The organism is Nocardiopsis metallicus (assembly GCF_014201115.1).
Lineage (GTDB): Bacteria > Actinomycetota > Actinomycetes > Streptosporangiales > Streptosporangiaceae > Nocardiopsis > Nocardiopsis metallicus.
Genome location: NZ_JACHDO010000001.1, coordinates 3,882,634 through 3,908,207, shown reverse-complemented (window position 1 = coordinate 3,908,207; position 25,574 = coordinate 3,882,634). Strand labels below are relative to the sequence as shown.

Here is a 25,574-nt window from a genome sequence, read left to right as displayed (position 1 = left end):
GCGGGATCGGGCCAGGGGCAAGGGCCGGGGCAGCGGCCGGAGGGCAGACCCCGGCTCGTTCAGAGCCAGTCGTGCTCGCGGGCGTAGCGGGCCGCCTCGTGCCGGGTCCGGGTCTGGGTCTTGTGCATCGCGTTCGACAGGTAGTTGCGCACCGTGCCCTCCGCGAGGTGGAGCCTGGACGCGATGTCCGCGGCCGAGTACCCCTCACCGGTCGCCCTCAGCACGTCGACCTCCCGGTCGGTGAGCGGGTTGTCGTCGAGCACCGCGAGCGCGGAGACGTCCGGGTCCACCCACCGCTTGCCCGCGCGCAGGGTCTCGATGACCGTGGTGATGTGCGCCGGTTCCGCCGACTTGCTGACGAACCCCTGCACCCCGAGCTTGAGCGCCCTGCGCAGGACCCCGGGCCGGGCGTGCCGGGTCAGCATCAGGATCACCTGGTCCGGCAGTTCGCGGCGGATCTGCGCCACCGCGCCGAGACCGTCCACTCCGGGCATCTCCAGGTCGATGACGAGCACGTCGGGCCGGTGCCGCAGCGTGGCGGCCACGGCCGACTCGCCGTCCTCGGCCTCGGCGAGCACGGTGACCTCGCCTTCCAACGGGAGCAGGGCGGCCAGCGCCTTGCGCAGCAGGGCCTCGTCGTCGGCGAGCACCACGGTGGTCATCGGTCGTCCTTTCGCCGGGGGAACGTCGCGGCGGTCAGGAACCGCCCGTCCTCGCGCTCGACTCTCAGTGTGCCGCCGTCGCGCTCCACCCGTTCCCGCAGGGCGGAGAGCCCGCTGAGCTCGGGTGCCCCGTCCCCGTGCGCGCCGTCGTTGACGATGGTGATTCCTGTTTCCGAGAGGGTGATCCGCACCTGCCCGGCCTGCGCGTGCCGCAGGATGTTGGTGGTCGTCTCCCGGAGTACCTGCCCGAGCAGCTCCGCCGCGGCGGTACCGGCCCGGTCCCCGTCCCCGGTTCCGACAGCGGTTCCGCCTCCGGTCGGGCCTGCGCCGCCCGAGTCCGGGGGCTCGCGGTCGACGCTCACGCTGATACCCGCCGCCTCGAACAGGTTCTTGGCGTTCTCCAGCTCAGCGGACAGGTTGAGCCGCCGCTGCGCGTAGGCGAGCTCCTTGGTTTCGGCGATGGTGTCCCCGACCAGCTCGTACACCTCGTCGAGTTCCCGCTCCACCTGTTCGGCGTCGCTGTGCACCAGCTTGCGGGCCAGCGCGACCTTCAGCTTCACCACGTGGAGCGTGTGGCCCTGGATGTCGTGCAGGTCCCCGGCGAAGCGCACGCGCTCCCGGGCCACGGCCAGCTCCGCGTCGCGTTCACGCGCCCGCTCCAGCTCCCCGATGAGCCCGGCGACCAGGTGGTCGAGACCAGCGAAGACGACCCCCACCACCGCGACGCTGAGGGAGCCCACCGCGTACTCGCGCAGTGCCCGGAGGAGGTCCTCCGGGGACAGGGCCACCTTCACCGCGACCACCCCCACGACGAGGGCGGCCAGCCCCAGCCCGGCCGCCCGCCGGTGCGGGGGCGGCAGCCGGAGAACGACGACGGTACCCACGACGGAGAGCCCGAAGGACGCCGACGCGCTGTCCAGCCCCAGCATCCCGTAGAGCCACACCGCCGAGGCCACGAGCAGGCAGGGGAGCAGGACGTGGGCGAGGCGGTCCGAGTCCCGCATACGGAGCGCCACCAGGCCCGCCGCCAGACCCACCCCCAGGACCACGGCCTGGTTCAGGTTCTGGGCGTTGATGGAGATCAGCAGCGCACCGACGGCGGAGAGCGACGCGGCCACGATGTTGAGGTTGAGCGTGCGCAGGTGCCCTTGCGCCACCTCGGTGCGCTCGAACGTCATATGGGCCCTTCCGGGAGCCGACAGCGGGGTCCGTCCCAGTATTCTTTCGGGCCCCTCGCGCCACCAGTGACGCCACGTCATGTCTTCACCCCGCCGGAAGTCATGGCCGAGAAGTGACGCGGCCGCACTGCCGCGCGGGCGCTCCGACGGCTGGAATGGGGCGCATGAACACCACACCAGTCATCGACGTCGAACACCTGAACGTCAGGTACGGCGACTTCCACGCCGTCCGGGACCTGTCCTTCCAGGTCGGCAGCGGCGAGCTCTACGCCCTGCTCGGTACCAACGGCGCGGGCAAGACCTCGACCCTGGAGACGGTCGAGGGCCACCGCGCCGCCACGTCAGGCACCGTGCGGGTCTTCGGGCAGGACCCGCGGGACCGCCGGGCCGTGCGTCCCCGGACCGGGATCATGCTGCAGGAGAGCGGTTTCTCCCCGGACCTGACGGTCAGGGAGTCCGTCCGGCTGATCGGAAGGCTCACCCGGCGCACCGACCGGGTCGAGCGCCTGCTCGGTGTCGTCGGCCTCACGGAAAAGGCCGGGACCCGGGTGTCCCAGCTCTCGGGCGGCGAGAAGCGGCGCCTGGACTTCGCCACCGCCGTCTACGGAACCCCGGAACTGGTCTTCCTGGACGAGCCCACCACCGGCCTGGACATCCAGTCCCGGGACGACCTGTGGGACGCGGTGGACCGGCTGCGCGAGGACGGTTCCACCGTCGTCCTCACCACGCACTACCTGGAAGAGGCCCAACAGCGGGCCGACCGGATCGGGCTCATGCACAAGGGGGTCTTCCAGCGGGAGGGGACCGTCTCGGAGCTGACCCGGGCCCTGCCCGCCACGATCCGCTTCGCGCTGCCGTCCACCGCGCCCGAGCCGCCGCTGACCGCCGAACGGCAGGGCGACGGGTCTTTCCTGATCGAGACCCTCGGGCTGCAGAAGGACCTGCACCTGCTCCTGGGCTGGGCTCAGGACCACGCGGTTGAACTGCGGGACCTGGCGGCCGGACCGACCCGGCTCGACGACGTCTTCCGCTCCATCGGCAGTGACTAGGCCGCCCACCCCCACGGCTCCGGTACTCGCGGCCGGTTGCCCGCCCACGACCCCGCCACCATCCAGCAAAGGACCTTCGCCATGCTCGCGATCGCTCGGAGTGAGCTGATCCAGATCTTCCGGAACCGGCTGGTTCTGGCCACCATGATCATCGTGCCCCTCGCGGGCAGCGCCCTCTACATGTACCTGAACGACCGTGCGCCCGGCCTGTTCGACCTGGGGGCCATCGCCTCCGTCCTGATGTTCCTCGTGGTGGTGATGGCCCTCTACACGACCGCCGTGACCACGCTCGCCTCCCGCCGTCAGAACCTGTTCCTCAAGCGGCTGCGTTCCACGGCGGTGGACGACGTCAGCATCCTCACCGGACTGCTCCTGCCGGTCACCGCGGTCACGGTCGTCCAGGTGGCAGTGGTCCTGGCGGTGCTGTCCGTGGTCGCGGACGCACCAGCCGACCCCCTGCTCCTGGTGGCGGCCGTCCTCACGACCATGGTCATGATGCTCGGCTTCGCACTGGCCACGGCCGGGGTGACCACATCTCCCGAGCACGCCCAGGTGACCACCCTGCCGATCATGATCGGTGTGCTCGCCGTGTCCGGCTGGGTGGGGTTCACCGGCACCGAGGAACTCACCCTGGTCAAACGGCTGCTCCCCGGCGGTTCGGCCTCCGAACTGGTCGTCAACGCCTGGAACGGCGGGGTTCCGCTGGCGGACTCCCTGTTCCTGCTGGCGCCCACTCTGGCCTGGGTCGTGGTCGCCGTCGCCCTGGCCTCCCGCGTCTTCCGCTGGGAGCCGCGCCATTGAATCCCCACCACCGGGGCGGTTTCGTCGGGCCGTGCGCGCGGCGGACGGCCGAGGTGGTTCCGCCACGGGCACCGGTACGGAGGGCGCCCCGAGGTACCCGGCGCGATCGAGAGACCCGAGGAGAACGACATGGAACCCACGCTGCCGCAGCGCCTCCACCTGATCAGCCACGACCTCGACCGGGGCCGGTCCGACCCGGTCAGCACCTCCTACCGGGGCCACCTGCTGCGTGCCGCCGCCCTGGCCGAGCTGGTCACCGGCGGGTGGATCCGCGACGACGACGGCAGGGCGGCACGCGCCGCCGACGCCCCTCCGCCCCGGGACGCGTTCCTGGCCGAGGTGTGGGGCGGGCTGTCGCGGGACAGCCCCGAACCCTGGGCCAACGCCGTCCCGGACCGCACCTGGAGGGCGGAGGGCACCGTGCGCGACCAACTCGTCGAGAACGGGACGGTCACCGTGGAGCGCGGCCGGGTGCTGGGTCTCCTTCCCATCCGCAAGACCGTCCCCGTCCGCCCCGGGGACGTACGCCTGCTGCGTGAGCGGACCCGCGAAGCACTCCTGTCCGCCGGTGGTCCGGCCTCGGCTCCGGCCGAGGACGTGGCCCTGGCCGCGATCGCCGTGGACGGCGACATCGGGACGGTGTTCACCCCGAAGGAGCGCCATCGGCACCGGGCGGCGGTCAAGGAGCTCCACGAACGCTTCGGCGCCGAGTTCCCCGGGATGCGCAACGCGATCCTCGCCGCCGTCGTGAACCGCAGGGCCGGTAACTCCTGACCGGCCCTGACCGACCCCGCCGGCGATCGAACAACGAGCCCGCCAGAACCACGATCCCCGAGAGAACAGGTAGTCCGTCATGCCGACAGAGCACCCCGCCCACTCCCCGAACCACCCGCAGGTCGCCGGTGCCCCGGCCATATCCACCACCCCAACCGCCCCGGATCGCCCGGGTTGGCCCGAGGTCGTCCTCGGCCTGCTCGCGGCGGCGATCTCCGTGTTCGCACTCGTGTTCCTCGGGCCGATCGGCCCTCTGGAACTGGGCCCGGTGACGCTCGGACTCGTCGTGGCCGCGTGGTCGGGCATCGGGGGCCTCGTCGGCTTCGGCGTGGCCTACGCGGTGCGCATCCGCTCCCTCGCCGCCTTCAGCGTCCGCCGGACCAGCTGGCGCTGGATGCTCGCCGGTGCGGCCTGGGGCGTGGCCGCCCTGCTCCTCAAGGGTGCGCTGATCCTCGCCATCACCACCCTGACCGGCTTCGACGAGAACCCGCAGGGCGCGTACTACGACGCGGCGGGCGGGGGCGCGCTCGCCCTGGTCCTGACCTTCCTGTTCCTCGCGGTGCTGACCCCCGTCGGGGAGGAGTTCCTCTTCCGCGGAGTCATCGCCAACGCCCTGCTGCGCTACGGCCCCGTCATCGGCACCCTTGGCAGTTCGGCGGTCTTCGCCCTCTTCCACGGGGTCAACATCGTCCTTCCCGCGGCCTTCGTGGTGGGCGTCGTCGCCGCCGAGGTGATGCGTCGCAGCGGTTCGATCTGGCCCGCGGTGGCGGTCCACTCGGTCAACAACCTCGCCCTGCCCCTGCTGGTGCTCCTCACCGGGGCCACCGCCCCGGTCTGATCCGAGACCGGGGCCGTCCCGCCCCTTGTGCCTTCCCTGCCGCACCCGCATCACTTCCCCTCGGCGGCCCGGATCCCCTCCACAGGGCGGAAGGAAGCCGTCCCCGTGTTCCCGCTGCTCCCTCGGAGCCGTACCGGGCCCCGCGGAGTAGAGCTCGCGCAGCGCGCTCTCCCCGTCCGGGTGGCGGATCCGCGCGGTGCCGTCGGGCTTCCAGCACAGGCGCAGGGCGGGGCCGCGTGCCCGACGGGGGCCGGCGCCCTATCCGGACCACTCCGGATTCAGGAGCTGGTAGAGGATGTGGTCCTGCCACCGACCGGCGATCCGCAGGTACTGGGGCGCGATCCCGTAGGGCGTGAAGCCGTTGCGCTCCAGGACCCGCTGCGACCCGGTGTTGCGGATCAGCGTCTCGGCCTGGAGCCGGTGCAGGCCCAGCTGCCCGAAGGCGATCCTCCGGGCGTCGGCGACCGCTTCGGTGGCCAGCCCCCTGCCGTTGTGCGAACAACTCACCCAGTAGCCGATGCTCGCGGACTGCAGGGCGCCCCGCACGATGTTGTTGATGCTGACCTTGCCGACGATCCGCCCCTTAGGGTCGAGGACGGCCAACGGCACCGAAGTCCCGGACCCGTGGTCGCGCAGCGCCTGTTCGAGGAGGGCCGACTGCCGTTCGACGGTGAAGTATCCGTCATCACGCAGCGGCTCCCAGGGGGCGAGGAACGCGCGATTGTCCGTCAGGACCCCGGCGAGCTCCGCCGCGTCGTCGAGGGTGAGTAGCCGTGTGGTGGTCAACCGATGTCCTTGTCCGGGGCCGAATGCGTAACTGCGGGAGGGCAACGCTCCGCACACGCGATCATGGCGCATCCGCATCCGTCCGCGCCCCGGGCGGGGGCCGTCCCGGGGCGCTTTTCCCGGCGGTGGAGTTTCCGTGGAGGCGGACCCGGTCAGGGCAGTACGTGTCACCAGCGACACACGACACGTGGGGAGAGACGATGCGGATCGGCTACAAACTCTTCGCAGAGGGCTACGGGCCCAGGGAGATCGTCGAGCAGGCGGTGCGCGCCGAGCGGGCCGGATTCGACTTCGTGGAGGTCAGTGACCACTTCCACCCCTGGCTGTTCAGCCACGGCCACTCCGGATTCGTGTGGTCCATGCTGGCCGCCATCGCCGAGCGGACCGAACGCGTCGAGATCGCCACCGGGGTGACCTGTCCGTTCCTGCGGATCCACCCCGCGATCATCGCGCAGGCGGCCGCCACCACGGCACTGCTCTCACAAGACCGATTCACCCTGGGTGTGGGGGCGGGGGAACGCCTCAACGAACACGTGGTGGGTCAGGGCTGGCCCAACGCGACGACCCGGCACGAGATGCTCCGTGAGGCCATCGACATCATGCGGCTGCTGTGGTCCGGCGGATACCACTCCTACAAGGGCGAACACCTCGTCCTGGAGGACGCCCGCGTGTTCGACCTCCCGGACCAGCCGCCGCGAGTGGTGGTCGCCGCCGGAGGAGAGGAGGCAGCCGTGCTCGCCGCGGAGGCCGGTGACGGACTCTTCGCCACCGAACCCAGCAGCGCGCTCGTCGACACCTACCGGGACCGGGGCGGCGGCGGCCCCCGCTACGGCGAGGTTCCCCTGGCCTGGGCGGCCGATGACGACGCCGCGCTGGAGTCCGCGCACGAGATCTTCCGATTCGGCCTCACCGGCTGGAAGGTCCAGGCCGAACTGCCCAACCCGGTGAACTTCGAGGCGGCGACCGCCCTGGTCAGCCGTGAGGCGATGGCGGACGTGTTCGGGTACGGACCCGACCCGGAACGCCACCTGAAGGTGGTCCGCCAGTTCGCCGACGCCGGATTCGACCACCTGGCCCTGATCAACGCCGGCCCCGACCCGGAGGGATTCTTCAGGTTCTTCGAGACCGAACTCGCCGAACCGATCCGGGACCTCGCCTAGGCCCCGCACACGGTTCCACGCCGAGGCCGCGGGCGGCCGCCGAAGCCGAGTGGAGGCACGGACCGTTTCCCGGCTCTCCGTGTCACCCGGGGGCGGGGTTGCGCCGCCTCGGCCTCGTGGTCGCCGCGGCGACGGCGGCGTACACGACGCCTTCGCGGCCATGGAGACCGAGGGCTCCGAAGCCCTGGCCGCGATGCGCCGCGCCGTCGGCCCGCTGCGCGACACCGACGGGGAGGCCCCCACCGCCCCCGGCCCCGAACCGCTCACCCGCCTCGTCGAGCGGGTCGAGGAGCGCGGCGGACCAGCAGTCGGCCAGACGCCTGCGCCCGGACGTGTGCCTGGTGGACATCCGCATGCCGCGCCTGGACGGCCTGGAGGTCACCCGCGCCCTGGCTGGCCCAGGTGTGGCCGACCCCCTGCCGGTGGTCGTGGTGACCACGTTCGACCTGGACGAGTACGTCTACGGAGCGCTGCGCGGCGGAGCCGTCGGATTCGTCCTCAAGGACGCGGGCCCCGCCCTGCTCATCGAGGCCATCCGGTCCGCGCACGCCGGAGACGCCCTGATCTCACCGTCGATCACCCTGCGCCTGCTCCGCCACCTGACGGCCTCGGCGCCCGCCGGCCTTCCGAACCCGCTGTCCGAACGCGAGACCGAGGTGGCCCGTGCCATCGCCAGGGGCCGCATCAATCAGGAGACCGCAGACGAGCTGTTCATCTCGGTGAGCACGGCCAAGGGCCACCTGTCCGCCATCCAGACCAAACTCGACCTGCGCAACCGCGTGGAGGTCTCCGCCTGGGCCTGGGAGAACCACCTGGTGGACAGCGGTTAGGCACGACCCGACCCGCCTGCCGGGACAAGAGCCCCCTGAGGCCCGTCGCGCGCAACGACCACGGCAACGGGACGGAGCCGTGGACGGCTTCTCGTCAGGGACGGGTGTTCAAACGGTGCGGGCGCCGTGACGAGGACTCCGTCCGGGCGCTCGGGGTGCGCTGTCCCAGCACGCCCGCCGTGGCGCCCGAGGAAACGCTCTCCGGTGTGGGCCCCGGTGCGAGTCGAGCGCTGGGAGAACGACGGGACGCCGCCCCGGGGAGGTGGTCGTGCGGACCCCGGAGCAGAGCCGTATCTGCCTGAACGCCCCCGCGGGCACGTGTGGCTGCACCGCTGTTCCACCGGATCGCGGTCAAGGGTCCGCGCCGGGGTGAAACGGTCGGCCTGCCCCGGGGCAACATCCGGCCAGCCGGGCCATGGTGCGTTCGACCTGCCACCGGTGTCGCGCCCTACCGGGCCCGTGACGGGCGGTTCGTCAACATGACGAACCTGCGTGACTCCGGCGCTGCCAGGGAGCGGCTGGGCGGCTGACCGCGAAGGCGTCGAACACTCACCGGTCCGAGAGGACCCATTCTGCCCAGCCACCGCGTCACCGGTTCGAACGCCAGGCCTGCGCGCGAACCGACGACGCGGTCGAGGCAGCCCGAACAGGCACTCGGTAAGGGTGGATCGTCAGGCCCTGAATAACGCGGTCCGCTTCCGCGACAGTAGAGCTGACAACCTGACTTCTAGGAGTGGACCGATGTCACGCAAACCCATCGATATCACCGTCCCCGACCTGTCGGGAAGGCTTGCCGTCGTCACCGGCGCCAGCGACGGCATGGGCCTGGGTATGGCCGAGCGCCTCGCGGCGGCAGGCGCAGAGGTGATCATGCCCGTGCGCAACCCGCGCAAGGGAGAGACCGCGGTCACGAAGATCCGGGAGTCCGTGCCCGCTGCGAAGGTCTCGCTGCGGGACCTCGACCTGTCCTCGCTCGCGTCCGTCGCCGCCCTCGGTGAGACGTTGCGCGGGGAAGGGCGACCGATTCACCTCCTGATCAACAACGCGGGCGTCATGACCCCACCGGACCGGCAGACCACGGCCGACGGGTTCGAGCTCCAGTTCGGCACGAACCACCTCGGCCACTTCGCACTCGTCGCGCACCTGATGCCGCTCCTGCGAACCGGCCGCGCGCGGGTGACCTCACAGGTGAGCATCGCCGCGAACCGCGGCTCGATCAACTGGGACGACCTGAACTGGGAACGCGGCTACGACGGAACCAACGCCTACAGCCAGTCGAAGATCGCAGTCGGTCTGTTCGGCCTGGAGCTCAACCGGCGCAGCCACGCGGGCGGCTGGGGCATCACCAGCAACCTCTCGCATCCTGGGGTCGCCCCGACGAACCTGCTCGCGGCGCGCCCCGAACTCGGCCGCGACGAGGAGGTCCCGTCCCGGAGGATGATCCGGTTCCTCTCCGAGAGGGGAATCCTGCTCGGGACGGTCGAGACGGCCAAACTGCCCGCGCTCATGGCCGCCACCGACCCCAACGCGAAGCCCGGGGGTTTCTACGGTCCGCGATGGCCTGGGCGCGTCGGGGGCCCGCCAGCCGAGCAGAAGCTCTTCTCGCGACTGCGCGGCACGGACGAGGCCGCACGCGTCTGGGACGTCTCCGAGCGGCTGACGAAGACCGCTATCAGCGCCGTCTGAGTGGGGGCCTGGGCGTCGCACCTCATCTGTGACCTCATGTATCAGGCAGCATCGCGGTGGGCAGGCGGTGCGTAGGCACTGCTCGCCCACCGACCGTCGGCGCGTGGCGACAGGCCCGAGTGAGAACCGCCCCGATCAGGATGCCCTCCGGGCCGCCGGTTCAGCGCAGCGACTGCGCGCCGATGACGGACAGGACCTTCAGCTTCTCGTAGCTCTCGGTACCGGGTACGGCGGTGTAGACCATCAGCGAGTGGGCTTGGTCCGGGTCGACCAACCGCTGGCAGTTCAGCTCCAGCGCACCGACCTCGGGGTGGACGAAGTGCTTGACCTCGTGCGGACGGATCCCGATCTCGTGGTCGTCCCACACCCGTCGGAACTCCTCGCTGGAATCGAGGAGCAGCTCGGCCAGGTAGGCGGCCCGGGAAGCGGGGCCGCGGAGGGTGACGAGTCCGCGCAGCCCAGCGGCGTACATCCGGGTCAGGAACGCATGTTCCTCCGGCGCGTAGAGGTCCCGGGCGCCCGGATCGGTGAACCACCGGTAGCCAATACTGCGGGCGGGCCCCGTGAACCGGGTGGTGTCGCCGGTCAGCGCGACACCCATCCGGGTCTGCCGCAGGGTCTCACCGAGCTCGGTGACGATCTCCGCTGGAGTGTCCTCCAGGCGGTCGAGGATACGCAGCAGCCCCGGGCTGATGTGCTCGCTGTCGCTTCCCCTGGCCGGCGGGTTGTGCCCAGCCAGCCGGAACAGGTGGTCGCGCTCGTCGATCGACAGGTGCAGCCCCTGCGCGATCGACGCGAGCATCTGCGGCGACGGCTGGGGCCCACGCTCCCGTTCCAGGCGGGAGTAGTAGTCGGTCGACATGTTGCACAGCGTCGCGACCTCCTCCCGCCGTAGCCCGCTGGTCCGACGGCGCTGGCCGCGCGGCATGCCGACGTCCTCCGGCTGCAACGCCCCGCGGCGGTTGCGCAGGAACCCGGCCAGCCCGGCACGGTCGATCATGACGCTCCCCTTTCTGAGAGATCTGCCTCGTTCCTATCCCACGCGGAGCACGGGAGCTACGGTCTGACGATCCCCCCTCACGAACGGAGCCGTGGCCTCGGAGCCTGTGATCGGGGGCCAGGACAGGCATCCATCATCCGCCGAGGACCGAGGCCGGGGCCGCGGCCACCGACTCCGCGCGATGTCCGAGCGTGTGCACTCGCTCGGCGGACGCGTCACCACCCGCCGTGACGGAGCCTGGTTCCTGCTCGACGCCATGGTCCCGCTCAAGGAGGAAGACCCCGCATGACGCGTACGACCCGCATCCTCGTCGCTGATGACGAACACCTCATCCGCGACGCCATCGCCGGTCTGCTCGACCTGGAGGACGGCTTCGAGATCGTCGGCCGGTCGGCCTCCGGAGATGAGGCACTGGCGACGGCCCTGCGGGTCCGTCCTGAAATGGCCCTGCTCGACCTGCGGCTGCCGGGCCCGACGGGATCGAGGTGACCCGGCGGTCCGCCGTGCAGCTGCCCGACTGCCGCTGCGTCATCGTGACCTCGCACGGTCGGCCCGGCTACCTGAAATCGGCCTTGGCGGCCGGCGCGCGCGGCTTCCTGCCCAAGACCGTCTCCTCCCGCACGTTCACCGAGGTCGTAAGCAGCGTCGCGGCCGCCATCGCCAAGCTCAACGTCTCGAACCGGCACGAGGCCGCGCGCGGCGCTGCGCAGGGCCCGTGGCGGCGATGCGGGATCTGCTTAGAAGTGTCAAGTGGCTCGCCCTTGTCCGGAGCAGATTTGCTTGGAACTCAGGCTGTCAGTACTCCGTGGACGTGACTCCGTGGACGTGGTGTGGGTTTCGCTCCGAGTTTCAGGTGCATGAGATATCCACTGCGAAGGAGAGCCCTCCAATTCCGTAAGACCCTTGTGGCTAACCCACGATCGGACGTTCCTCGGGCAGTTCGTAGGCTCGGCTGCGCCTGCGCATGGCCAGCGCCGAGGCCAGGGTGATGGGGCCGATGCGTCCGACGAACATCAGGAACACCAGGATGAGTTGTCCCGACACCGGCAGGTCGGCGGTGATGCCGGTGGACAGGCCGACGGTCGCGAAGGCCGAAGTGGTCTCGAAGAGGATCTGATCCAGCGTGAACGGCGTGATGGTCATCAGGGCCAGGGTCGCCGACAGCACCAGTCCCAGCGACAGCAGGGCGACGGTGGTGGCCTGTGAGACCGTGGCCTGGCTCAACCGGCGACCGGCCGCGTGCACCGTGGGCTCACCGCGCACGTTGCTGTAGATCACCAGCATCAGGATCGCGAAGGTGGTCACCTTGATGCCGCCCGCGGTGCCCGCGCTGCCGCCGCCGATGAACATCAGGATGTCCGTGACCAGGAGCGTCTGGGTGTTCATCGCGCCGAAGTCCAGGCTGTTGAAACCGGCGGTGCGGGGCATGACGGCCTGGAAGAAGCCGGTCAGCAGCTTCTCCCGCACGTTCAGGGCACCCATGGTGGCCGGGTTGTTCCACTCCAGGGCGAGGAAGGCCGCCAGGCCGATCAGCAGCAGCGCCGCCGACATCCCCGCCGTCAGCTTGGCGTGCACCGACCAGTGCCGTGCCTCCCCGTTCCTGCGGGAGAACCGCCACAGCTCCACCCAGATCGGAAAGCCGAGCCCTCCGGCGATGACGGCCAGCGCGATGGGCACCGTGATCCACGGGTCCGTGGCGAACCCCTCCATGTTGTCGGAGTAGAGGGAGAACCCGGCGTTGTTGAACGCCGAGATCGAGTGGAAGGTCCCCGTGTACAAGGCGTCGAGGAGGGGCAGGTCGTAGGCGAGCCACCAGCGCAGGGTCAACAGGAGCATCAGGGCGCCCTCGAACAGCAGGGTCACGTAGAGCACTCCGGTGACCAGTTGGCGCACCTCGCCCACCGAGACGCCCTTGGCCTCCGAGCCGGTGTAGACGGCCATCCGCAGCCCCAGTCGGCGGCCCACCACCAGGGCGAGCACCGTGGCCATGGCCATGACCCCGAAGCCGCCGACCTGGATCAGCAGGAGGATCGTCACCTCGCCCAACAGGGACCAGTGGGTGGAGGTGTCCTCCACCACCAGGCCCGTCACGCTCGCCGCGGAGACGGCGGTGAACAGAGCCGCGGACGGGGCCGCGGGTTCCCCGGTCTCCGTGGCCTGGGGGGAGCGACAGGAGCCCTGTGCCCAGCAGTACCAGGGCGGCGAACGCCACCACGGTGAGCTGGGGAGGACTCGCCCAGAACCACCTCCCCTTCCCGAGCCCGGAGCGAGACCGGCCGCCACCGGGCCGAATACGCCAACCGAGCGTCACGATCCCCCCTCAGTAGCGCTGAACCGGTATCCCAGCCCCGGGTCGGTGAGGAAGTAGCGGGGCCGGGGCGGGTCGGGTTCCAGCTTCTGCCGGATCTTGGTCATGAACACCCGCAGGTAGTTGGTCTCCCGCCCGTAGTTGGGGCCCCAGACCTCCTGGAGCAGTTGGCGGTGGGTGACGAGTCTGCCGCGGTTGCGCACCAGCACCTCCACGATGTGCCACTGCCGGGGGCTGAGCTGTACGGGTTCCCCGTTCCGGGTGATCCGCTGTGCGGCCAGGTCGACGGTGAAGTCCTCGGTCACCACCGACACCTCCTCCTCCGCGGTCGCGCTCCTGCGCATCGCCGCACGGATGCGGGCGAAGAGTTCGTCCATGCCGAACGGTTTGACGACGTAGTCGTCGGCTCCCAGGTCCAGGGCCTGGACCTTCATCGGCTCGGTGTCGCGGCCGGACAGGACGACCACGGGTACGTCCGTCCAGCCGCGCAGCCCTCGGATCACGTCCAGGCCGCTCATCTGCGGTAGACCCAGGTCGAGCAGTACGAGGTCGGGACGGTGGTGGGCGACGAGCTTGAGTGCGCGCTCCCCGGTGTCGGAGATCAGGGCCGTGTAGCCCCGTGCCCGCAGGTTGAGATCGAGCGCCCTGAGCAGACGGGGGTCGTCGTCGACCACAAGGACCGCCGGGGAGGCGGTGTTCCGCTCGTTCATACGGGTCCGTCCTTCGTGAAGTCGGCGCTTCCCTCTCTCAGGGGCGCCTGAACTGGTGTTTCGCCGCTTTCGTCCGGCGTCAAGATGGTAAGGGGCGCGCACCGGGCAGGACCCGGCGCGCACCCCGCGGACGCTCCCCGTTTTCAGGGGGCCGCCTCGTCCAGGGCGAGGTTGAGGGTGAGCACGTTGACCCCTGGCTCGCCCAGCACGCCGGCGGCGCGCGGTGCGGTGTGCTCCCCGATCAGGGCCTGCACGTCCTCCGCGGGCAACCCTCTGGCTTCGGCGACCCTGCCAGCCTGGAGCCGGGCGTTGGCCACCGAGATGTGCGGGTCCAGCCCGGAGGCCGACGCCGTGACGGCGTCCACGGGGACCGGAAGGTCTTCGGGGAGGCCGTTGACGGTCCGGTACTCCTCGGTGCGGTCGGCGAAGTCCTCCAGCAGGCCCTCGTCCAAGGGGCCGAGGTTGGCGCCGCCGCTGGCCGCGCCGTCGTGGTCCACGTCCGAGGGGCGCGGGTGGAAGTACCCCTGTCCGGTGAAGCCCTGGGCGAGCTGCTCCGAACCCACGACCCGGCCGTCCCGCTCCAGCAGGGAGCCGTCGGCCTGGTGGGGGAAGAGGGCCTGAGCCGCCCCGGTGACCGTCAGCGGGTACGCCAGGCCGGTCACGAGGGTGAACAGTGCGAGCATGCCGACGGCGGTGACGAGGTTGCGGATCATGTCAGAGCACTCCCAGGGCGATGACGGCCGTGTCGATGGCCTTGATGGCGATGAACGGCGTGATGAGTCCGCCCAGGCCGTACACCAGCAGGTTGCGCCGCAGCGCCGTGGTGGCCGATCCGGGCCGGAACCGCACTCCGCGCAGCGACAGCGGAACGAGCGCGATGATGACCAGGGCGTTGAAGATCACCGCGGAGAGGATGGCCGACTCCGCTGACTGCAGGCCCATGATGTTGAGGCTCTCCAGCCCGGGCAGGGCCGCGGCGAACATCGCGGGCAGGATCGCGAAGTACTTCGCGACGTCGTTGGCGATGGAGAAGGTGGTCAGCGCCCCCCTGGTGATCAGCAGCTGTTTGCCGACCTGCACGATGTCGATGAGCTTGGTCGGGTCCGAGTCCAGGTCGACCATGTTCGCCGCCTCCCGGGCGGCCTGGGTGCCGGTGTTCATCGCCACCCCCACGTCGGCCTGGGCCAGGGCGGGGGCGTCGTTGGTCCCGTCCCCCGTCATGGCCACGAGCGCCCCGCCGTCCTGCTCCTGACGGATCAGCCGCAGCTTGCGCTCCGGTGTGGCCTCGGCCAGGTAGTCGTCCACTCCCGCCTCGTCGGCGATGACGGCGGCGGTGCGCCGGTTGTCACCGGTGACCATGACCGTGCGGATACCCATGGTCCGCAGCTGCGCGAACCGCTCGCGCATGCCCGGTTTGACGGTGTCCTTGAGGTGGACGACCCCGAGCGCGCGGGCCGGGTCGTCCGGTCCGGATACCTCGGCGACGGCCAGCGGGGTGCCTCCCTGGTCGGAGACCTCCCCGGACAGCCGGCTCAGCTCCTCGGGCACCTCACCGCCGTTCTCGCGCACCCAACGTGTGACGGCGTCGACCGCTCCCTTGCGCACCAGGCGGCCGTTCTCGTCCAACCCGCTCATCCGGCTCTGGGCGGTGAAGGGAACCGGGACGCCGCTGATCCGTCCCGGCCTCCGGAGCCCGGGGTACCGGGCTCCGGCGAAGTCCACGATGGACCGGCCCTCGGGCGTGCCGTCCGGCAGGCTGGAGCGGTGTGCGGCGGCGGCCAGCTCGTCGTCCGACACCCCGGGCAGGGGCAGCAGGTCCGCCGCCTGCCGGTTGCCCAGGGTGATGGTGCCCGTCTTGTCCAGCAGCAGCGTGGTGATGTCGCCGGATGCCTCCACGGCCCGTCCGGAGGTGGCCAGGACGTTGCGGCGTACCAGCCGGTCCATGCCCGCGATGCCGATCGCCGACAGCAGGGCGCCGATGGTCGTGGGGATCAGGCACACCAACAGGGCCACCAGGACGAGGGTGTCCTGCCGCGCCTGGGAGTAGATCGCCATCGGCTGGAGGGTGACCACCGCGATGAGGAAGATGAGGGTGAGCCCGCCCAACAGGATGTTGAGGGCGATCTCGTTGGGGGTGCGGCGGCGTTCGGCGCCTTCGACCAGGGAGATCATGCGGTCCAGGAAGGTGTCGCCGGGGCGGCTGGTGACGCGTACGGCGATGGTGTCGGAGAGCACGGTGGTTCCACCGGTGACGGCGGACCGGTCTCCTCCGGACTCGCGGATGACGGGCGCGGACTCACCGGTGATGGCGGACTCGTCCACGCTGGCCACGCCCTCGACCACCTCTCCGTCTCCGGGGATGGTCTCCCCCGCCGAGACGACGCACGTGTCACCGACCCTCAGTTCGGTCCCGGGGACGCGTTCGGTGGTGCCGTCGGGGCGGCGGACCAGGGCGGTCGTGCTGCCGCGCACGGCCCGCAGGGCGTCCGCCTGGGCCTTGCCCCGGCCTTCGGCCAGGGCCTCGGCGAAGTTGGCGAACAGCACCGTCGCCCACAGGAAGAGGGTGACCAGGGCACCGAAGACCAGCCCCCGGGTGTCCGTCGTCCCCGCGTTGCCCAGGAACACCACCGTGGACAGCACGCTGCCGACCAGCACCACGAAGATGACGGGGTTGCGGACCAGGGTTCGGGGGTCGAGTTTGCGCAGTGCGTCGAGCAGTGCGCGGCGCAGGACGGGGCCGGAGGTCAGTGACCCGCGGGCCGGTACCGGCCCCTCCACAGCGGTGGGCGCTTCGGGTGTGTCAGGGGGCCGGGGGGCCGTGGCGGCTCCCCCGGTTCGGGAAGAGGATGCGTTCTTGTCCATGTGCGTGCTCACAGTGTGAAGAGTTCGGCGAGGGGCCCGAGTGACAGGGCCGGGAGGAAGGTCAGACCGGCGACGATCACGACCACGGCGACGGTCAGCCCGGCGAAGACCGGGGTGTGCGTGGGCAGGGTGCCGACCGTGGCCGGGACCGGTCGTTTGCGGGCCATCGACCCGGCGAGCGCCAGGACGGGGATGATGAGCAGGAACCGGCCGACCAGCATGGCGATGCCCATCGTGACCGTGTACCACCAGGTCGAGGAGTCCAGGCCGGCGAACGCCGACCCGTTGTTGTTGGCGGTGGAGGCGTAGCCGTAGAGGATCTCCGACAACCCGTGCGGTCCCTGGTTGCCGAGCGAGGCGAGAGCGGCTCCGTTGACCGAGCTGGCCGCCGCGAACCCCAACAGGACCACCGGCATGGCCAGGACGTACAGCATGACCAGGGTGATCTCGGTCGAGGTGATCTTCTTTCCGAGGTACTCCGGGGTGCGCCCGATCATCAGCCCGGCGATGAACACCGTCAGGACGGTCATCACCAGGAGACCGTTGAGCCCCACGCCCACTCCGCCCGGGCTGAGTTCACCGAACATCATGTGCAGCATGGCCGTGCCGCCGCCGAGCGGGGTGAGGCTGTCGTGCATGGCGTTGACCGACCCGTTGGACGTGCCGGTGGTGGAGGCGGCCCACAGACCGGAGGCCGCAGGCCCGAACCGGGTCTCCTTGCCCTCCATGTAGCCGCCGGACTGCTCGGCCGTGACGGACTGCTCCACCCCCATGGCCTCCAACCGCGGGCTGCCCGCCCCCTCGGCCCCCATGATCACCAGGGAGAACGTCGCCCAGACGGTGAACATGATGCTGAGGACCGCCCACCCCTGGCGCCTATCCCGGACCATGTGGCCGAAGGCGAAGGCCAGCGCGAAGGGGATGACGAGGATCGCCCACGTCTGGACGAAGTTGCTCAGGGCGGTGGCGTTCTCGAAGGGGTGCGCGGAGTTCATGTCGAAGAACCCGCCGCCGTTGGTCCCCAGTTGCTTGATGGCGACCTGGCTTGCGGCCGGGCCGCCGGGGATCGCCTGCTCCCCGCCTTCCAGGGTGGCGGCCGCGGTGTGCCCGTTGAGGTTCTGGATCACCCCTTGGCTGACCAGCACGGTGGAGACCAGCAGGGAGAGCGGCAGCAGGATGCGCAGGACTCCCCGGGTCAGGTCCACCCAGAAGTTGCCGACCGTACGGGCCCCTCGGCGCGCCAGCCCTCGGATGAGGGCGGCCATCACCCCCATCCCGGCCGCGGCGGAGACGAAGTTCTGTACCGTTAGCCCGCTCATCTGGGTCAGGTGCGACATCGTCGACTCGCCACCGTAGGCCTGCCAGTTGGTGTTGGTCATGAAGCTGACCGCCACGTTGAACGCCACGTTGGGGTCGAGGCCGGGTAGCCCGAGCGGGTTGAGCGGCAGCGCCCCCTGGGCCCTCAGCAGCGCGTACAGGGCCACGAAGCCCACCGCGCTGAAGGCCAGGAGGGACAGCGCGTACCTGGTCCAGTGCTGTTCCTTCTCGGGGTCGACCCGGCAGATCCGGTAGACCAGCTTCTCCACCGGCAGGAAGAACCGGTCTCCCGGCGCGCTGACTCCCTCGCCGTATCCGTAGACCTTGGCCATGTAACGGCCGAGCAGCGGCGCCGTGGCCAACAGCACCACGATCAGCAGGGCGAACTGGGCCCATGCGGTCGCACTCATCAGAACCTCTCCGGGAACAGCAGGGTGACCAGCAGGTAGAGAGCCAGGGGAAGGGCCACGGCCAGGGTGAGCGCCTCGTCCCAGCTCATGAGGTCACCGTCTTCTCCGCGTCGGCACGCCCGGCGCGGCCCGAGGCGCTCGCGGAGGTCCCGGCGGGTCCCGCCGGGTCGGGGTGGGGATCGTCCGGGTCCGGCCCCAAGAGGCGCTGGCACATCCGTACGTAGACGGCGCACAGGGCGATGAAGCCCGCACCCGTCAGTAGGAGGAGTAGATCCGCCATGTTCTCGTCACTTGTTCCTTGCTTCGATCGGACACGGGGCGGGTGGGACAGCCCCGGGGCGTCAGAGCGCCGCAGACGAGAGTGGGGCGGTGAGCACGTCGGGAGGTGCCCCGGTAGCGCTCCCTTAGCGGCTGCCTGGATGGATTTAGCGGACAGTTAGCGCCAAAAGGTCAAAAAGCACACGGAGACCGGTGAGGATGGTTTCGGAGGAGGAACTGCTGTGACACGTGGAAACTTGCGGGTCTACCTGGGGGCGGCGCCCGGGGTGGGCAAGACCTACCGGATGCTGGACGAGGCCCACCGGCGCCGTGACCGCGGCGCGGACGTGGTCGTGGGGTTCGTCGAGTGCCACGGGCGGGTGATGACCGAGGCGATGATCGACGACCTCGAAGTCATCCCACGCACCCGGATCACCCATCGGGGCCGTTCCTTCGAGGAGATGGACCTGGACGCGGTCCTGGAACGGCGCCCCCAGGTGGTGCTGGTGGACGAGCTCGCCCACAGCAACGTCCCCGGCAGTGGCAACGCCAAGCGCTGGCAGGACATCGAGGCACTGCTGGACGCGGGCATCACCGTACTGTCCACGCTCAACATCCAGCACGTGGAGTCCCTCAACGACGTCGTGGAGCGGATCACCGGAATCCGTCAGCGCGAGACCGTGCCCGACGCCTGGGTGCGCGCCGCCGAGCAGATCGAGCTGGTCGACATGACCCCGGAGGCCCTGCGCAAGAGGCTCGCGCACGGCAACGTCTACCGGCCGGAGAAGATCGACGCCTCCCTGGGCAACTACTTCCGCAGCGGCAACCTGTCCGCCCTGCGGGAGCTTGCCCTGCTCTGGCTGGCAGGGCGGGTCGAGGACGAGTTGGAGGACTACCGCAGCGACCACGGAGTGACCGACACCTGGGAGACCCGGGAACGGGTCGTGGTCGCGCTCACCGGCGGTGCCGAGGGGGAGACACTCCTACGCCGTGCGGCCCGCATCGCCCGACGCGGCCGGGGCGCGGACCTGCTGGCCGTGCACGTGGCCCGCAGCGACGGGCTCACCGGAGCCGACCCCGCCCTGCTGGCCCGGCAACGCGTCCTGGTGGAACATCTGGGCGGCACCTACCACCAGGTCCTGGGTGAGGACGTGGCCCGCTCACTGATCGCGTTCGCACGCGGGGTCAACGCCACCCAGCTGGTCCTGGGCGCCAGCCGCCGCGGCCGGATCGCCCGCATGTTCTCCCCCGGCATCGGGGCCGCCACCACGGCCCTGTCCGGACCGATCGACGTCCACCTGGTCACGCACGAGCACACGGGGTCACCGCCGCCCCCGGGTCGCCGGGCCGCGCTCTCCCGACGCCGCAGGCTACTCGCCTGCGCAGTGGCGCTGCTGGCCCTGCTCATCGTGGGGTTCGGCATCATCACTCCGACGAGCGAGGCGTTCCTGGGCAGTGCGATCGCTCTGGTGTTCGCCACGGTGACGGTGGTCGCCCTGGTCGGGGGGATGTGGCCGGCGCTGCTGACCTCGGTCAGCGGCTTCGCGGTGCTCAACTTCTTCTACACCGAGCCCTACCTCACCTTCACCATCGCCTCCATGCAGAGCGTCCTCGCCCTGGCGGGCTTCGTGGTGGTGGCGGTTTCGGTGAGCGTGGTGGTGGACCAGGCGGCGCGCCGCACCAGGGAAGCGGCCCAGGCGGGGGCGGAGGCCCAGGTCCTGGCGACCGTCGCGGGCAACGTCCTGCGGGGATCACGCCCTCTGGAAGCTCTGATGGAGCGCCTGCGGGAGACCTTCTCCCTGACCTCGGTCGCCCTTCTGCAGCGCAGGCCCGGTTTCTCCGCGCGCCCCGACCAGCGCCAGGACCACCGGAGGTGGGAGGTGGTCGCCGCCTCCGGCGAGGACCACCCCCTCTCCCCGTCGGAGCAGGACACCGAGGTACCGGTGGACGACGAGCTCACCCTGGTACTGCGTGGCCGCCGCCCCGAGGCCGGAGACCGCAGGATCATCGAGGTCTTCGCCGCCCAGGCCGCCATCGCCCTGCGCCAGGAACGGCTGGAGCGGGAGGCCGCCGCGGCCAGACCCCTCGCGGAGACCGACCGGATGCGCACCGCCCTGCTGTCCGCGGTCAGTCACGACCTCCGGGCACCGTTGGCCTCGGCCAAGGCGGCGGTGACCAGTCTGCGCAGCCGCGAGGTGCACTTCAGCGACCAGGACCGGGAAGGGCTGCTGTCCATGGCGGACGAGTCCCTGGACCAACTGACCCGGCTGGTGACGGACCTGCTGGACATGAGCCGACTCCAGGCCGGGGTGCTGGGGGTGACGGCGCGCCCGCTACAGCTGCGGGAGTCCGTGTTCTCCGCCTTGGACCAGTTGGACGCGGCCGCTGCGTCCCAGGTGCGGGTGCTGGTTCCAGAAGGACTGCCGGACGCGGTGGCTGATGCGGGTCTGCTGGACCGGGTGCTGGTCAACATCCTCGGCAACGCCCTGAAGTTCAGCCCGCCAGACCGCCCCCCGGAAGTCTCGGCGTCCTGGAGCGGCGACCGGATCGAAGTTCTGGTCGCCGACCACGGGCCCGGGGTCGCGGAAGAGGACCGGCAGAGCATGTTCGTACCGTTCCAGCGGTTGGGCGATACCGACAACCACAGCGGACTCGGGCTCGGCCTGGCGCTCTCGCAGGGCTTGGCGGAAGCCATGGGCGGCTCCTTGGAGGCCGATTCGACCCCGGGCGGTGGACTGACGATGCGGTTGGTGCTCCAGGTACCGGAGGGTCCGCGAGTGGATGCGGTCTCAGAGACGGACAGTTGAGCCCCCAAGTGTTCCAAGCCGCGATCTCTTCCCGTCATCCGGGAATTGTGGAGCGAACCTGAAGTTCGCCCGCCCGCCGACAGAGGGACATCACCTCTACCCCGTTCTGGGTCGGACACTGGTTGTGGGGGTGTTCGTCGTGTCTGGATCGGGTTGGGTGGTGTGTCCCGCGTTTTTCGGAGTCGGATTCTTGGTTCCTGGGACCACGTGACCCTTGAAGCAGGGCATCGTGGGACGTCGTGGATACCCCGCCCAGTTCCGGCGCGAGGTCTTGGACCTGGTCCAATCCGGACGCAGCGTCGCGGACGTGGCACGCGATCTGGATATCAGCACCGAGACGATCTACGCCTGGCGGCGTCAGGACCGCCTTGACCGAGGTCTGGCTCCGGGCCTGATCAGCCTGGACGCCCACCAGGCCACACCGGCCGAGCTGGCCGCTTACCTGCGGGGTCAGTGAGCGATCGAGAACTCCGGCCATCGCATCCGCGATGTCACCTTCGCCGAGGACGCCTGCACCGTCCACACCGGTAGCGCTCCCCGAGCGTTGGCGACCTTGAGGAACCTGGCCAACGGTGTGCTCCACACTCTGCGGGCGGACAACATCGCCAAGACCACCCGCGCGATCCGGGACCTACCCGAACGAGCACTGCCGTTCTTCGGGGTCAGTTACGAACCCGACCCTTCAGGAACTTGAACGAGCTCTCTGGTGGTGTGCCTCGCCCGAATACCACACGTCGGCCTCTTTACCTTTCGCGCTGACGGTCTTCTCCGAGCAGCGATCGGTTGCGATGGCCGAGCCGTCCAAGATCAGGTGCTCCAGTTCTTCGTCCTCCGCGGGCTGGAGGGCCTGGTGCAGGTCGGGTGCCTGGTCAGCGAGGACCGCGGTGGCCTCATCGATGTAGCGGTAAGCGGTGGCTCGGGGGATGTTGTTGTCGACCCCCAGCCGCTCGGGGTCGGTACGGTCGCGGAAGTAGCGCAGGACCAGGATCGCCTGGTGGTGGCAGGTGTCGTCCTGTGCCATGTCATGCCGTGTGGCGCTGCCTCGTTGATCTCCCATGCCTAGCCGTTGTGGGCCGGGTAGACACCGAGGACCTCGGTTTGAAAAGTACCTTCGGGTTCTTCCTCATACGTGAGGTTGTCGAAGAGCGCTACCGGTTCGTTGTCTGAACCGGGTGTGTAGGCGAAGTAGGAGCTACCAGCCAGCAGGATCAGGCGGTCGAGTTCCTTGTCGGCCCACATGCGGCTGATGCTGTTGCCAGTGGCTTCGAGGGCGATCCCCTCATCGGAGACGGTCCCGTCATCAGAGACCGAGAGCGAGTGCAGTTCGGTGAAGGTGCTGCGGTCGAAGCCGATCGGTCCGAAGAACTGGCCGGGTGTCCCATCGACGAAGTCCCAGGGGACCACACCAATGGTGTCTCCGGCGAAGTAGTCCAGCCCTGTCCCCTCGTCGCGGACCCTCTCCAGTACTTCCAACTGGTTATCTGGGGTAATCGCGTACACGTTGTCCGGGCCCCGATAGTTTCCCTGTCCGCTCAACACCCGTGAGTCGACTCGGTGAATGGTCTCGACACCCCGTGGGGCGTCGCCCTTGTGCTCGGCCTCCCCTTCCGGATCTGTGACATCGACAGAGAGAACGCGTGAGTCCTCCTCACTGTTCTCAAGCTGTTCCTCGAACCAGAGTTGGCTGCCGTCAGGGGAGAACTGGGGGGAGAGGTACTCGATCGCCCCGCCGCTGAACGTGGCCGACTCCTCTGGTTCCACGAGCCCGGTCCAGTCATACGAGTAGGTCTCGGCGTTGAGCTCACCGAAGCGGAGCTCACCGTCGTGCTCGTAGGCGGCGAATTCGAAGTCGGGGGAGAAGGAGAACTTGTGCCAGAAGGCCTCGATTCCCACGCTGGATGTCTCATCCAGAGCCAGGTCGGTGAGGTCGATCAGGCTTCTCTGGGTTCCGTCCTCTACGTCGTGAAAGGTGAGGAAGACCCCCCTCGCCCCCTTGTGGTGCACCAACAAACCGGACAGTTCCTCTGCCGGGACTCCGGGCTCCTTTAGCTCGGCATCGGCCTGCGATGCCTCCCCGGGTGTGGCCTGGCCCCCTTCGGAGCTGCAAGCGGTCAGTGCCAGCACGGCGGTAAGAAAGACGGGGGCGATTCGCGTCCGCGTCACTTTCTCTCCGGTCAAGGTGTGTCCTTCGGTTTGTTGTTCGGCCCGTGGAAGGGGCTAGATGACATCAGTGCCCCGGAGCTCTCGCGTGTTGTCCGTGAACCCGCAAACTCCGACGCTCTGACCATTGCCGGGATCGCGGAGAAACCCGGGGTAGTTCTGCTGCCTGCGGCGTTACGAGATGAGATGGCCATATATGGCTTCATGGAACTGTTGCTGGCTGCTGCAGAATCTACAGCCCTTGTGAGGTCAGCGGTTCCGCAGGGGCCTCTCATGCCGGGATTCGCTGTCTTCCAAGAGAGAAGAACACCGCAGAGCTCACCGCAAAGGCCTGGTTCCGTCACGAGCGTCCGCCTTACTCGCTCTCAACACGGAGGCCTCAGGCCGTCTCGGTGGCTTGATCTGGGCTATTGCATGACGGTGTGGTGGGGGTGTTCCGGTGAGGTGGGGCAGTAATGGAGCCCGAGGGAGTAGCCGCGGCTGATGATGAGGTTGTCCAGCCCGCCCGGTTCCATGCTGTCGATCTGGAACAGGAGCTCCATGGAGGTGCCGCAGTCACATTCCACCGGGAAAGGGTCGGTCAAACCCCATGGTTGGTGGCCGGTGAACTTCATTCCTTCTCGGGGGCCGAGTTCGTCGACGTAGCTTGGTTTGGGGGCCACGTGCCCGGTCTGTGGGGCGTCGTCTTCCCATTCCTCGATGCGACCGGCGAGATCCTCGGGCAGCAGGGCCTCGCAGGGGTAGTCGGTAATCTCCTCGATGGCCAGGACACAGGGTGGGAGGGCGTATTCCTCGACACTCGTGTGGGATCGGGGTTGCTCAGGGAGCGGCGTGAGCTCTGTGAGGTCGTGTCGCCAGCGCAGGGTGAGCCAGGGTCCGTAGCCATGGCCGTCGGCATCGGGTGGTTCAGGGTGGTCGTTGGGGCACCACAGGACCTGAAGGAGTTCGGCTCCCCCGGGGAGGGTGTGGCCTGTGGGTAGGTCGCGGGCGAACAGTTGAAGGACCGGTTGCAGGAAGAGCGGTTCGTCGTAGTAGACGTCACCGTTCTCGGGAGGCGCGTCGAAGACATAGTGACCGTGGGGGCAGGTGGGCCAGGGTTCGTCGGTGGGCCATAGGAAGAGACCGCCGACGGAGCTGTCGTGAGGGCTGGGGTTTCCCAGGTGGGGGTGAAGAAGGAGTGCGGGCGTGCCGTACTCGCGGAGCTCGGGAAACGCGGCGAGGAGTTGATCGCGCTTGGTTGAGGGGGCGGGCATGGTCGGGGCCTTCGTCGTGGGGGATGGTGTGGTGTCAGCGCACGGTAACACTGCTGGGTGACAGCCCTGACTACGGTGGGCTGCACCGGGGCGTGTGAGTTCATGACACGTCTGGGCCCCACTGGCGGGATTCCGGGGCATCGGGGCGTTTATGGGGGTTTTGGTGGGTACACGCGGGGTCAGCTCAGGCCCACAGGGCCACGCCCCGGCAAAGTGCTCCGTGAGGTCCTCACCCACCTGCACTCACCTTGTACCGGGGAGCGCACGAGGAGCACACAAGCCCCGAAAACGCCGCGAGGATCTCTTCCGAGGCCCTCGCGCACCCCGCCTGAACTGGGGTTTTGTGGCGTACCCGGCAGGATTCGAACCTGCGACCGTCGGATTAGAAGCGTGACGTGTCGCTACGTACCGTTGTGTTCCGCGCCATCCGAATCAGGGTGTCGTTCTGTGCCGTGTCGTGCCGCCCGCTGACGTCCCGGTCCAAAACTGCGGAGCACAAACGGAGCACACACTGGCCCTCGACGGCGTTCGATGGAACCTCGCGAGATTCTCGAGCAGCCGTTCGTCTACTGCGACGTGTGCTCCGGATCGTCCGGGAACAGTGTCCTATCCCAGGCGTGGAACCCAGCTCTGAGGGCGGCCGTTCCCGGCGGGCTTGACCTCGGCCTCATAACCCTTGACCAGGCCGGTCGCCCGTGCCACCGCGAGAGCGGCGGCTACGTCGA

The 25,574-nt window shown here is 69.5% G+C and carries 24 protein-coding genes and 2 pseudogenes; 11 read left to right on the top strand and 15 right to left on the bottom strand.

Features of this window, described 5'->3' with window-relative positions; all coding sequences use genetic code 11:
• Positions 1–59: 59 nt before the first annotated feature.
• Positions 60–662: a response regulator gene (locus tag HNR07_RS17000; protein WP_184365832.1), complete on the bottom strand. Its 603-nt coding sequence runs from the start codon at positions 660–662 to the stop codon at positions 60–62.
• On the bottom strand, positions 659–1,840 hold the full coding sequence (locus tag HNR07_RS16995) for a sensor histidine kinase (RefSeq protein ID WP_184365831.1): 1,182 nt from the start codon (positions 1,838–1,840) through the stop codon (positions 659–661). The genes HNR07_RS17000 and HNR07_RS16995 overlap by 4 nt, the downstream gene beginning before the upstream one ends.
• Positions 1,841–2,004: 164 nt before the next feature.
• On the opposite strand from HNR07_RS16995, the gene HNR07_RS16990 reads away from it, so the two are divergent.
• From HNR07_RS16990 to HNR07_RS16975, 4 genes are all read left to right on the top strand, one after another.
• Positions 2,005–2,889 (top strand): ABC transporter ATP-binding protein, encoded by an 885-nt coding sequence (locus tag HNR07_RS16990; protein ID WP_184365830.1) that lies wholly within the window; start codon positions 2,005–2,007, stop codon positions 2,887–2,889.
• An 81-nt stretch (positions 2,890–2,970) separates the two neighbouring features.
• Positions 2,971–3,690 (top strand): ABC transporter permease, encoded by a 720-nt coding sequence (locus tag HNR07_RS16985; protein ID WP_184365829.1) that lies wholly within the window; start codon positions 2,971–2,973, stop codon positions 3,688–3,690.
• Between the two features lie 129 nt (positions 3,691–3,819).
• Entirely contained in the window at positions 3,820–4,464 is a 645-nt protein-coding gene (locus HNR07_RS16980; protein WP_184365828.1) for a GOLPH3/VPS74 family protein, read from the top strand.
• Positions 4,465–4,543: 79 nt separating this feature from the next.
• Positions 4,544–5,302, top strand: coding sequence for a CPBP family intramembrane glutamic endopeptidase (locus HNR07_RS16975; RefSeq protein WP_184365827.1), 759 nt, complete (start codon positions 4,544–4,546; stop codon positions 5,300–5,302).
• A gap of 258 nt (positions 5,303–5,560) precedes the next feature.
• Here HNR07_RS16975 and HNR07_RS16970 read toward each other — a convergent pair whose 3' ends face one another.
• Entirely contained in the window at positions 5,561–6,088 is a 528-nt protein-coding gene (locus tag HNR07_RS16970; protein ID WP_184365826.1) for a GNAT family N-acetyltransferase, read from the bottom strand.
• Between the two features lie 200 nt (positions 6,089–6,288).
• Between HNR07_RS16970 and HNR07_RS16965 the strand changes: the two genes are divergently transcribed.
• Positions 6,289–7,248 carry a TIGR03557 family F420-dependent LLM class oxidoreductase gene (locus tag HNR07_RS16965; RefSeq protein WP_184365825.1) on the top strand — a complete coding sequence of 320 codons (960 nt, stop codon included), beginning with the start codon at positions 6,289–6,291 and terminating at the stop codon, positions 7,246–7,248.
• 82 nt (positions 7,249–7,330) lie between these two features.
• On the opposite strand, the gene HNR07_RS16960 is transcribed toward HNR07_RS16965, so the two are convergent.
• Complete coding sequence (locus HNR07_RS16960) at positions 7,331–7,597, bottom strand: hypothetical protein (protein WP_184373098.1); 267 nt, start codon at positions 7,595–7,597, stop codon at positions 7,331–7,333.
• Between HNR07_RS16960 and HNR07_RS16955 the strand changes: the two are divergent.
• Both HNR07_RS16955 and HNR07_RS16950 read left to right on the top strand, forming a co-directional pair.
• Positions 7,560–8,078: pseudogene (locus HNR07_RS16955) on the top strand (response regulator); the annotation flags it as partial. The gene HNR07_RS16960 and the pseudogene HNR07_RS16955 sit on opposite strands and share 38 nt — an antisense overlap.
• Before the next feature lie 741 nt (positions 8,079–8,819).
• Positions 8,820–9,764 (top strand): SDR family oxidoreductase, encoded by a 945-nt coding sequence (locus HNR07_RS16950; protein ID WP_184365824.1) that lies wholly within the window; start codon positions 8,820–8,822, stop codon positions 9,762–9,764.
• Between the two features lie 160 nt (positions 9,765–9,924).
• Here HNR07_RS16950 and HNR07_RS16945 read toward each other — a convergent pair whose 3' ends face one another.
• On the bottom strand, positions 9,925–10,764 hold the full coding sequence (locus HNR07_RS16945; protein ID WP_184365823.1) for a helix-turn-helix transcriptional regulator: 840 nt from the start codon (positions 10,762–10,764) through the stop codon (positions 9,925–9,927).
• Positions 10,765–11,049: 285 nt separating this feature from the next.
• Here HNR07_RS16945 and HNR07_RS35010 point away from each other — a divergent pair, with 285 nt between their 5' ends.
• Positions 11,050–11,253, top strand: coding sequence for a response regulator transcription factor (locus HNR07_RS35010; RefSeq protein ID WP_246420349.1), 204 nt, complete (start codon positions 11,050–11,052; stop codon positions 11,251–11,253).
• Positions 11,254–11,267: 14 nt separating this feature from the next.
• Positions 11,268–11,579, top strand: coding sequence for a response regulator (locus HNR07_RS35005; protein ID WP_246420347.1), 312 nt, complete (start codon positions 11,268–11,270; stop codon positions 11,577–11,579).
• A 94-nt stretch (positions 11,580–11,673) separates the two neighbouring features.
• On the opposite strand, the pseudogene HNR07_RS16935 reads toward HNR07_RS35005, so the two are convergent.
• The 7 genes and pseudogenes from HNR07_RS16935 to HNR07_RS16905 form a co-directional block, all read right to left on the bottom strand.
• A pseudogene (locus tag HNR07_RS16935) lies at positions 11,674–13,057 on the bottom strand (TrkH family potassium uptake protein).
• Positions 13,058–13,071: 14 nt separating this feature from the next.
• Positions 13,072–13,782 (bottom strand): response regulator, encoded by a 711-nt coding sequence (locus HNR07_RS16930; RefSeq protein WP_184365822.1) that lies wholly within the window; start codon positions 13,780–13,782, stop codon positions 13,072–13,074.
• A 143-nt stretch (positions 13,783–13,925) separates the two neighbouring features.
• Positions 13,926–14,495 (bottom strand): K(+)-transporting ATPase subunit C, encoded by a 570-nt coding sequence (gene kdpC, locus HNR07_RS16925; protein ID WP_184365821.1) that lies wholly within the window; start codon positions 14,493–14,495, stop codon positions 13,926–13,928.
• Position 14,496: 1 nt separating this feature from the next.
• A complete protein-coding gene (kdpB, locus tag HNR07_RS16920) occupies positions 14,497–16,644 on the bottom strand; it encodes a potassium-transporting ATPase subunit KdpB (protein WP_246420346.1) in 2,148 nt (715 codons plus the stop codon).
• 8 nt (positions 16,645–16,652) lie between these two features.
• A complete protein-coding gene (gene kdpA / locus HNR07_RS16915) occupies positions 16,653–18,371 on the bottom strand; it encodes a potassium-transporting ATPase subunit KdpA (protein ID WP_184365819.1) in 1,719 nt (572 codons plus the stop codon).
• Positions 18,371–18,460, bottom strand: a complete 90-nt coding sequence (locus HNR07_RS16910) for a potassium-transporting ATPase subunit F (RefSeq protein WP_184365818.1) — start codon at positions 18,458–18,460, stop codon at positions 18,371–18,373. The genes kdpA and HNR07_RS16910 overlap by 1 nt, the downstream gene beginning before the upstream one ends.
• Entirely contained in the window at positions 18,457–18,651 is a 195-nt protein-coding gene (locus HNR07_RS16905; protein ID WP_184365817.1) for a hypothetical protein, read from the bottom strand. The genes HNR07_RS16910 and HNR07_RS16905 overlap by 4 nt, the downstream gene beginning before the upstream one ends.
• Before the next feature lie 220 nt (positions 18,652–18,871).
• Here HNR07_RS16905 and HNR07_RS16900 point away from each other — a divergent pair, with 220 nt between their 5' ends.
• Both HNR07_RS16900 and HNR07_RS16895 read left to right on the top strand, forming a co-directional pair.
• Positions 18,872–21,436 carry a sensor histidine kinase gene (locus HNR07_RS16900; RefSeq protein WP_184365816.1) on the top strand — a complete coding sequence of 855 codons (2,565 nt, stop codon included), beginning with the start codon at positions 18,872–18,874 and terminating at the stop codon, positions 21,434–21,436.
• 229 nt (positions 21,437–21,665) lie between these two features.
• Positions 21,666–21,893, top strand: coding sequence for a transposase (locus HNR07_RS16895; protein ID WP_184365815.1), 228 nt, complete (start codon positions 21,666–21,668; stop codon positions 21,891–21,893).
• Positions 21,894–22,118: 225 nt separating this feature from the next.
• On the opposite strand, the gene HNR07_RS16890 is transcribed toward HNR07_RS16895, so the two are convergent.
• The 3 genes from HNR07_RS16890 to HNR07_RS16880 form a co-directional block, all read right to left on the bottom strand.
• Complete coding sequence (locus tag HNR07_RS16890; RefSeq protein WP_184365814.1) at positions 22,119–22,457, bottom strand: hypothetical protein; 339 nt, start codon at positions 22,455–22,457, stop codon at positions 22,119–22,121.
• Positions 22,458–22,495: 38 nt separating this feature from the next.
• The gene (locus HNR07_RS16885; RefSeq protein ID WP_184365813.1) at positions 22,496–23,614 is read right to left on the bottom strand and encodes a hypothetical protein; all 1,119 of its coding nucleotides are present in this window, start codon (positions 23,612–23,614) and stop codon (positions 22,496–22,498) included.
• 389 nt (positions 23,615–24,003) lie between these two features.
• Positions 24,004–24,849, bottom strand: coding sequence for a hypothetical protein (locus tag HNR07_RS16880; protein ID WP_184365812.1), 846 nt, complete (start codon positions 24,847–24,849; stop codon positions 24,004–24,006).
• Between the last annotated feature and the right edge of the window lie 725 nt (positions 24,850–25,574).

What these genes read in the sequence shown, in the direction of transcription:
- HNR07_RS16995 (WP_184365831.1), bottom strand. Translation starts at nt 1,840, where the DNA reads ATGACGTTCGAGCGCACCGAGGTGGCGCAAGGGCACCTGCGCACGCTC.
- HNR07_RS16975 (WP_184365827.1), top strand. Translation starts at nt 4,544, where the DNA reads ATGCCGACAGAGCACCCCGCCCACTCCCCGAACCACCCGCAGGTCGCC.
- kdpC (WP_184365821.1), bottom strand. Translation starts at nt 14,495, where the DNA reads ATGATCCGCAACCTCGTCACCGCCGTCGGCATGCTCGCACTGTTCACC.
- HNR07_RS16965 (WP_184365825.1), top strand. Translation starts at nt 6,289, where the DNA reads ATGCGGATCGGCTACAAACTCTTCGCAGAGGGCTACGGGCCCAGGGAG.
- HNR07_RS16985 (WP_184365829.1), top strand. Translation starts at nt 2,971, where the DNA reads ATGCTCGCGATCGCTCGGAGTGAGCTGATCCAGATCTTCCGGAACCGG.
- HNR07_RS16910 (WP_184365818.1), bottom strand. Translation starts at nt 18,460, where the DNA reads ATGAGCTGGGACGAGGCGCTCACCCTGGCCGTGGCCCTTCCCCTGGCT.
- HNR07_RS35010 (WP_246420349.1), top strand. Translation starts at nt 11,050, where the DNA reads ATGACGCGTACGACCCGCATCCTCGTCGCTGATGACGAACACCTCATC.
- HNR07_RS16950 (WP_184365824.1), top strand. Translation starts at nt 8,820, where the DNA reads ATGTCACGCAAACCCATCGATATCACCGTCCCCGACCTGTCGGGAAGG.
- HNR07_RS16945 (WP_184365823.1), bottom strand. Translation starts at nt 10,764, where the DNA reads ATGATCGACCGTGCCGGGCTGGCCGGGTTCCTGCGCAACCGCCGCGGG.
- HNR07_RS17000 (WP_184365832.1), bottom strand. Translation starts at nt 662, where the DNA reads ATGACCACCGTGGTGCTCGCCGACGACGAGGCCCTGCTGCGCAAGGCG.
- HNR07_RS16890 (WP_184365814.1), bottom strand. Translation starts at nt 22,457, where the DNA reads ATGGCACAGGACGACACCTGCCACCACCAGGCGATCCTGGTCCTGCGC.
- HNR07_RS16905 (WP_184365817.1), bottom strand. Translation starts at nt 18,651, where the DNA reads ATGGCGGATCTACTCCTCCTACTGACGGGTGCGGGCTTCATCGCCCTG.
- kdpB (WP_246420346.1), bottom strand. Translation starts at nt 16,644, where the DNA reads ATGGACAAGAACGCATCCTCTTCCCGAACCGGGGGAGCCGCCACGGCC.
- kdpA (WP_184365819.1), bottom strand. Translation starts at nt 18,371, where the DNA reads ATGAGTGCGACCGCATGGGCCCAGTTCGCCCTGCTGATCGTGGTGCTG.
- HNR07_RS16930 (WP_184365822.1), bottom strand. Translation starts at nt 13,782, where the DNA reads ATGAACGAGCGGAACACCGCCTCCCCGGCGGTCCTTGTGGTCGACGAC.
- HNR07_RS16880 (WP_184365812.1), bottom strand. Translation starts at nt 24,849, where the DNA reads ATGCCCGCCCCCTCAACCAAGCGCGATCAACTCCTCGCCGCGTTTCCC.
- HNR07_RS16980 (WP_184365828.1), top strand. Translation starts at nt 3,820, where the DNA reads ATGGAACCCACGCTGCCGCAGCGCCTCCACCTGATCAGCCACGACCTC.
- HNR07_RS16990 (WP_184365830.1), top strand. Translation starts at nt 2,005, where the DNA reads ATGAACACCACACCAGTCATCGACGTCGAACACCTGAACGTCAGGTAC.
- HNR07_RS16960 (WP_184373098.1), bottom strand. Translation starts at nt 7,597, where the DNA reads ATGTCCACCAGGCACACGTCCGGGCGCAGGCGTCTGGCCGACTGCTGG.